General features: G+C 71.6%; 6 protein-coding genes. 5 read left to right on the top strand and 1 reads right to left on the bottom strand.

Annotated features, from left to right (window positions below; genetic code table 11):
• The 4 genes from hutU to ABNT58_RS00220 all read left to right on the top strand — a co-directional run.
• The coding region (hutU, locus tag ABNT58_RS00235) for a urocanate hydratase (RefSeq protein ID WP_348751510.1) at window positions 1–1116 on the top strand (1116 nt) is incomplete at its 5' end.
• A 19-nt stretch (window positions 1117–1135) separates the two neighbouring features.
• Window positions 1136–2359 (top strand): imidazolonepropionase, encoded by a 1224-nt coding sequence (hutI, locus tag ABNT58_RS00230; RefSeq protein WP_348751509.1) that lies wholly within the window; start codon window positions 1136–1138, stop codon window positions 2357–2359.
• Between the two features lie 76 nt (window positions 2360–2435).
• Window positions 2436–3350: a cation diffusion facilitator family transporter gene (locus ABNT58_RS00225; RefSeq protein WP_348751508.1), complete on the top strand. Its 915-nt coding sequence runs from the start codon at window positions 2436–2438 to the stop codon at window positions 3348–3350.
• A gap of 81 nt (window positions 3351–3431) precedes the next feature.
• Window positions 3432–4385: a restriction endonuclease gene (locus ABNT58_RS00220; RefSeq protein ID WP_348751507.1), complete on the top strand. Its 954-nt coding sequence runs from the start codon at window positions 3432–3434 to the stop codon at window positions 4383–4385.
• Between the two features lie 8 nt (window positions 4386–4393).
• Here ABNT58_RS00220 and ABNT58_RS00215 read toward each other — a convergent pair whose 3' ends face one another.
• Window positions 4394–6046: a mechanosensitive ion channel domain-containing protein gene (locus ABNT58_RS00215; RefSeq protein ID WP_348751506.1), complete on the bottom strand. Its 1653-nt coding sequence runs from the start codon at window positions 6044–6046 to the stop codon at window positions 4394–4396.
• A gap of 201 nt (window positions 6047–6247) precedes the next feature.
• Between ABNT58_RS00215 and ABNT58_RS00210 the strand changes: the two genes are divergently transcribed.
• On the top strand, window positions 6248–7589 hold a 1342-nt coding region (locus ABNT58_RS00210), incomplete at its 3' end, for a hypothetical protein (protein ID WP_348751505.1).

Below are 7589 nucleotides of genomic sequence, written 5' to 3'. Positions count from 1 at the left end.
GTGTCGCTGACCATCGAGTGCCAGCAAAGCAGCATCGACTTTCGCCTGCGCACCCGCTACCTGGACAAGCAGGCCCACAGCCTGGACGAGGCGCTGGCGCTGGTCAAGCACCACTGCGACCGGAAAGAGGCGGTGTCCATCGGCCTGCTGGGCAACGCCGCCGAGGTGCTGCCCGAATTGGTGCGCCGCGCGCAGGCCGGCGGCCCGCGCCCCGACCTGGTGACCGACCAGACCTCGGCCCACGATCTGATCAACGGCTACCTGCCGCCCGGCTGGACGGTGGAACGCTGGAAGGCCGCGCAGCACGACCCCGCCCAGCATGCCGAGTTGCAGGCCGCCGCGGCGCAGGGCTGCGCGCAGCATGTGCAGGCCATGCTCGACTTCCAGGCCATGGGCATTCCCACGGTGGACTACGGCAACAACATCCGCCAGGTGGCCTTCGACCAGGGCGTGCAGAACGCGTTCGACTTCCCCGGGTTTGTGCCCGCCTACATCCGCCCGATGTTCTGCGAGGGCAAGGGCCCGTTCCGCTGGGTGGCGCTTTCGGGCGACCCGGAAGACATCTACAAGACCGATGCCAAGATCAAGGAGCTGTTCCCGGCCAACCGCCACACCCACCGCTGGCTGGACATGGCGCGGGAGCGCATCAGCTTCCAGGGCCTGCCGGCGCGCATCTGCTGGCTGGGCCTGGGTGAGCGGCATGTGGCCGGCCTGGCCTTCAACGAGATGGTGCGCACCGGCGAGCTGAAGGCGCCCATCGTCATTGGCCGCGACCACCTGGATACCGGCTCGGTGGCCAGCCCCAACCGCGAGACCGAAGCGATGAAGGACGGCACCGACGCGGTGAGCGACTGGCCGCTGCTGAACGCGCTGCTCAACACTGCCGGCGGCGCCACCTGGGTGAGCCTGCACCACGGCGGCGGCGTGGGCATGGGTTACTCGCAGCATGCCGGCATGGTGATCGTGGCCGACGGCACCGACGAGGCCGAGCGCCGCCTGGCCCGCGTGCTGGTCAACGACTGCGCCTCGGGCGTGATGCGCCATGCCGATGCCGGTTACGAGGCCGCGGTGGCCTGCGCGCAACGCCATGGGCTTAAGCTTCCGATGATTCGCTGACCACCGGAGGCCTTCCGCCATGCATTGCGACGCGCTGTGGCATCACCTTCACCTGGCCACCATGGCCGAAGGCAGTTCCTACGGCGCCATCGAGCATGGCGCCATCGCGGTGGCCGACGGCCGCATCGTGTGGCTGGGCCCCGAGGCCGAACTGCCCGCCGGCCTGCGGCCCGAGCGCGAGCACGACGGCGGCGGCCGCTGGGCCACGCCCGGCCTGGTCGATTGCCACACCCATGCGGTGTATGCCGGCAACCGCAGCGACGAGTTCGAGGCGCGGCTCAACGGCGTGCCCTACGAAGCCATCGCCCGCCGCGGCGGCGGCATCGTGTCCACGATGCGCGCCACTCGGGCGGCCACGCCCGAGGCGCTGTTCGCCGCCAGCCGGCGGCGCGTGGCCAACCTGCTGGCCGAAGGCGTCACCACGCTGGAGATCAAGTCCGGCTACGGCCTGGACACCGTGACCGAAGCCAAGATGCTGCGCGTGGCCCGCCAACTGGGCCGGCTGCTGCCGGTGCGGGTGCACACCACGTTCCTGGGTGCGCATGCCTTGCCGCCCGAATATGCCGGCCGGCCCGACGACTACATCCGCGTGGTGTGCGAAGAGATGCTGCCCGCGCTGGTGGCCGAAGGCCTGGTGGATGCGGTGGATGCCTTTTGCGAGGGTATCGGCTTCACCCCCGCGCAAACCGAGCAGGTGTTCCGCGCCGCCCAGGCGCGCGGCCTGCGCGTGAAGCTGCATGCCGAGCAGTTGAGCGACCAGGGCGGCGCCGCGCTGGTGGCCCGCTACCAGGGCCTGTCGGCCGACCACCTGGAACACCTCAGCCCCGAAGGCGTGGCCGCGATGGCTGCCGCCGGCACGGTGGCCGTGCTGCTGCCGGGCGCCTTCTACTTTCTGCGCGAACCCCGGCTGCCGCCGGTGCAGGCCCTGCGTGAGGCGGGCGTGCCGATGGCGGTGTCCACCGACTGCAACCCGGGCACCTCGCCCATGCCGTCGATGCTGGCGGCGCTGAACATGGCCTGCACCCTGTTCCGGCTGACGCCCGAAGAAGCCCTGGCCGGCGCCACCCGTCATGCGGCCACTGCCCTGGGCGTGCAGCATGAAGTGGGCCTGCTGGCCGTCGGCCGCGAAGCCGACGTGGCGCTGTGGGACATCGACCGACCGGCCGACCTGTGCTACACGCTGGGCTACAACCCGTGCTGGCGGGTGCTCAACAGCGGCCACCTGCGGCTGCCGGCGGTGTAGCGGCCACCGCCCGGGTGCCGGCTTGCCGGCACCCTGATTGCCAAACCTGCGGCACACAGCGCAGGGAGCAGGCGGCATGGCCGAATCGAAGATGGCGATCTACGGCGCAATCGGCGCCAACGTGGCCATCGCCACCACCAAGTTCATCGTGGCCGGCATCACCGGCAGCTCGGCCATGCTGAGCGAAGGCATCCATTCGGCGGTGGACACCGGCAATGGCATCCTGCTGCTGATCGGCACGCACCTGAGCGAGCGTCCGCCCAGCGAAGAACATCCCTTCGGCCACGGCAAGGAGCTGTTCTTCTGGAGCCTGATCGTCGCGGTGCTGATCTTCGGCCTGGGCGGCGGCGTGTCGCTGTTCGAAGGCATCCAGCACATCCGCCACCCCGAGCCGCTGACCGACCCGCACTGGAACTACATCGTGCTGGGCGCTGCCTTCGTGTTCGAGGGCATCAGCTTTTCCATTGCGCTGCGCCAGTTCATGCGCGAGCGGCGGCCCGGCCCCTTCTGGCAGAGCGTGACCACCAGCAAGGACCCCACCACCTACACCGTGCTGGCCGAAGACTCGGCCGCGCTGCTGGGCCTGCTGGTGGCGGCCGGCGGGGTGTACGCCAGCCACCGCTGGAACATCCCTGAGCTGGACGGCGCCGCCTCGGTGGTCATCGGCCTGCTCCTGGCCGGCGTGGCCGTGCTGCTGGTGCGTGAAGCCCGCGGCCTGTTGATCGGCGAGGGCATCCGCCCCGAAACCGCCCGCCAGGTGCGTGCGTTCGCGCTGCAAACCCCCGGCGTGCGCGCCGTCGGCCGCCCGCTGTCGATGTACATCGCCCGCGACGAGGTGCTGCTGACCCTGGATGTCGAATTCGACCCCAACCTGCCCGCCGCCCGCGTGGCCGAAGCGGCGGCGCACATCGCCAGGACGATCCGGGAGCGCTATCCGATGATCACGCAGACGTCGGTGCAGCCGCGGCTGTGCACCCCTGCAGCGGCGTGAGGCGCCGCTGAAGCCAGGCGACAGCTGCTGATCGATCGACACAAGGGCAGGCTGGGCGGTGCAAGCTCGGGCTCACGACTTGTGCAGACCGATGCGGAGGGTGCCTCAGTGGCGAAAAAAAGAAACAAGGGTGGGCGCGAGGCCCGCAAAGTAACGGAAGCGGGTATCAGCCTGATTGCTTTTGGCCTGCTGTTCCTGGTGCTGCCTTTGATCGTCGGCCGCTCGCCCCTGGTACAGGCGCTGCTGCACTTGCGCAGTGTCGCCGGTTGGATGATGGCGGGTGGTGCGGCCTTGTTGTTGCTGGGTTGGGGCATGGCGCGCATTTCTGCGGCGCGCGGGTCCGGGCCGGCATCCCCAGGACCTGAGGCGCCTCGGCAGGCGAAAGCGCGTCCCGCGCGCGCAGAAACCTTGCTGGACGCAGCGCCAGACCTGCCCGCCGGCCGACGCGAGCCGGTGATGGCCGCCGCCCCGCTGCGACCGGACGCCTGGAGCGAACAGGTGTTCGACGTCATCGAGTGGCGTCGCTTCGAAGCGGTGGTCGAGCGCCTTTTCCAGCAGGCCGGTTTCGAAACCACCTCCCAGTCGCACGGCGCAGACGAAGGCGTGGACATCTGGCTGTATTCGCGCCACCAACCCGGCGAGCCGGTGAGCCTGGTGCAGTGCAAGCACTGGAGGGGCAAGCGCGTGGGCGTGGACAAGGTGCGCGAGCTGCGGGGCGTGATGGCGGCACGCAGCGTGCGGCGCGGCCAGTTCGCCACCACGTCGGGCTTCACGCCCGATGCCGTGGCCTTTGCGCGCGACAACGGCATTCACCTGCTGGACGTGGCGCGGCTGCTCGACCTCATCCGCACCCGCACGCCCGAGCAACAGAGCGAGTTGCTGGCGGTGGCGCTGGAAGGCGACTACTGGCGGCCGACCTGCGTCAACTGCGGCATCAAGATGATCGACCGCCAGCCCCGCGGCGGCGGCGCAGCCTTCTGGGGGTGCACCCGCTTCCCGGACTGCCGCACCACGCTGCCGATGCGGGCGGGCTGAGAGCCCCGTCAGGACGCGTCCGGCTGGCCCGCACGCACCGGAAACCACTCCCCGGGCTTCACCACCTGCGGCTGCGCGGTGTCGGCCATGTAGTGCGGCGACATGATCTGCACGCCGTGCTCGTTGAACACGTCCTGGATGTGGCCGTGCAGCTGGTTCATCGCTTCGGCGCGGCGGCGTGGGGCGCTGCGGTCGGCCTGGGCGCACAGGCGGTACTCGACGTAGAAATCCGACAGCGCGGTCTGCACCACATAGGGCGGCGGCTCGGTGGCCACGCCGGGGGTGCGGCGCGCGGCTTCCAGCAGCATGTGGTGCACCTGCCGCCAGGGCGTGGCATAGCCGATGGTCACGGCCGTGTGCAGCACGAACTGCCCATCGCCCACCAGTCGCGAGAAGTTGCGCACCGGCTGGCCGGCGATCACCGCATTGGGCAGGCTCACCGCTTCGCCCAGGCCGGTGTGGATCTGCGTGGCAAAGAGGCCCATGTGCGACACCGTGCCTTCCACCTCGCCGATCTTCACGTACTCGCCCGGCCGCATCGCGCGCGAGTACATCAGGCTCAGCCCCGACATCGCCTGCCCCACCGCGCCGGAGGCGCCCAGCGACAGCATCAGGCCGGCCAGCACCGTCACGCCCTTGAACGATTCGCTCTGCGCGCCGGGCAGGTAGGGGTAGGCGATGGCCAGCGCAAACAGCCACACCACCAGGTGGCCCAGGCGGCGCGTGGGGCCGGCGGTGTCGCGGTCCAGCCAGGCCAGTTGCAGCTCGCCCGCCTCCACCCGGCGCAGCAGCAGGCTCAGGGCGCGCGTGGTCAGCCAGGCCAGCGCAAAGATGGAAGCGGCCGTCAGCAGCCCCGGCACCGCGCCGGCCGTGGCCAGCGCGAACTGCTGCAGCAGCTCCAGCAGCCAGAGCGAAGCCCGCTCGCCCCAGGGCCGGGTGTACGCAAACTGCCGCAGCACGAAGGTGGCCCACAGCTCGGCCAGCAGCAGCGCGCCGCCCCAGGCCAGGGCGGTGGCCAGCCAGCGCACACCGCCGTGGGCATGGCGGCCATAGGTGCCCACCAGGCTGCTGGTCGGGTGCTGTTGCTGCCAGCGGTGCAGGGCCATGTCCAGCCGCTGCACCAGCCGGCGACGGGCCCGGAACAGGGCCCAGGCCAGCGCCGCGGCCAGCAGCGTGGCCGCCGTCGCGGTGGCCGCGGCCACCGCCAGCTGCCGCGGGTCGCGCATCTCGCGCGCCTCGGCCACGGCGGCCTGCAGCCGGTGCGCGGTCTGCCGCGTGGCGGCTTCCAGCAGCACGCCGGGGCGCGCCCCGCCCACGTCTTCAGGCAGCAGGAAAAAGACGGTCTGGCGATCGACCTGGAAGCGCACCGCCTCGCCGGCCGCATCGTGCGTCACTGTGCCGGGGCCGGGCTGGGCGGCCACCGTTTCGATGGCCTGGCGGGCCAGTTCGGCGCGTTCGGCCGGGGTGTCGCCCAGCAGCGGTGCGCGCAGGGTGGCGATGAGCCGGTGATGCAGTTCGACCGATGCGGGCGGCGCTGCGGCCAGGCTGGGGCTGGTGGCCGCCGCGTCGGGCGGCTCGGGCTGCGCGCTGCCGGGCCGGGCGGTCACGCACAGCAGCAGCACGACCAACCGCAGCGCCGGCCCGCGCATGCGCGGTGCCACGAGCCCGCCGCCGCCTTGCCATCCCCGCTGCCCCAGGCCCCACCGCATCCGCCCACCCCTGCCGCCTGCCATGCCGTACCCGGCCGGTGGATGTTACGGGGGCAGGCACTGCGCAGCGGCCTGCCGCGCTCTGCTGAAGTAGGGAGGCGGCTTTTGCGCGGCTGACCCACACTGGCGGCCGACTGGCAACAGGAGCGGTGCATGCGCAGGCATCCGGGGCAGGAGCGCGTGGCGACTTGGAAGGCGGGCAAGGCAGCGCCAGCGCGGCTGCCCGCCCGCGCGGCGCTGTGGGCCGCCGTGCTGGCAGGCCTGCTCAGCGCCTGCGGCACGCCACCGCCTGCCACCTCGGTCGGCCCCGGGTTGCTGGACGAGGCGCCACCGGCGGCCGGGCCGCAGCAGCAGCCGACCGAACGCGCCCCGCTGCTCACTGGCCAGGCGCTGCGTGATGCCGCCGACTTCTACTGGCCTTATGCCGCGCTGGCGGCCGAGGTGTATGCGGTGGATGGCCGGCCCGACAGCTACACCGCGCTGGCCTTCGATTCACCGTCGCTGCGGCAGGAAGTGCGCGGCTCGGGCCATGTGCGGGCACAGACCTTCGTGCGCCAGCTCGACGACATGGACACCGTCAGCGCCTATGAGAAGCGCTACGAGCTGCTGTGCGGCCTGCGCGCCCGCCAGGAGGCTGCGGCCAGCGGCGATACCGGCCGCGCCGAGCTGCTGGCGCGCCACTGCGCCACGCTCGATGCCCGGCAGGACGCGCAACTGGCCCGCCAGCTGGCGCTGGAAGAGCGCGGCGATGCGCAGCCCAACCAGTACGTCGATGCCCGGCCCGCCGACGACGAAGACTGCCGCTACACCCGGCGCGAGCCCAGCGTGCCGGTGAATGAAGCCCTGCGCGAATACCAGTGGTCGCGCCTGCCCGAGTTCCAGGCCGAGGCGCAGGCCCGAGGCTGGTCGCTGTTCGTGCCCGACCTGGCCATCGACGTGTGGCGCCGCCCGCGCGCGCCGGTGGACGGCGTGCCGGTGTTCGAGTACGCCATCGTCTACCGCGGCACGGTGGGGGGCGGCGGCTGGGTGTCCAACCTGCGTGGCGTCACCTCGTTCACGCCCTTCGTCTGGGACCAGTACCGGCAGGCCGAGCGGGCCAGCCGCATGATCATCGGCCGCATCCAGCGCCTGCATGCGCTGAGCGACCTGCTGCACGAGCGCCGCACGGCCACGCAGCCCTACATCACCACCGTCGGCCATTCGCTGGGCGCCGGGCTGGCGGTGTACATCCAGCTGCTCAACCCGGAAGTCACGCGCAGCGTGGGCTTCAACCCGTCGCCGGTGGACGGCACCTCGATGATCCAGGTGGGCGATGCACCGCGGGCGCGCAAGCCCTCGCGCGCGGTCATCAACCAGCAGATCGCGCAGGGCCTCCGCCGGGTGGACCCCGGCGACGCCGGTCAGCGCGGCCAGGCACCGGCGCAGGCCGCCATCTTCCAGATGCACGAGGAAGGCGAGGTGCTCAGCCGCTTCAGCGGCTGCACACCCGGCCCGC

The sequence above is a fragment of the uncultured Aquincola sp. genome (genome assembly GCF_964001545.1).
GTDB lineage: Bacteria > Pseudomonadota > Gammaproteobacteria > Burkholderiales > Burkholderiaceae_C > Aquincola.
Note: the sequence above shows the minus strand (reverse complement) of the source record. Positions and strands in the feature narration are given on the sequence as shown.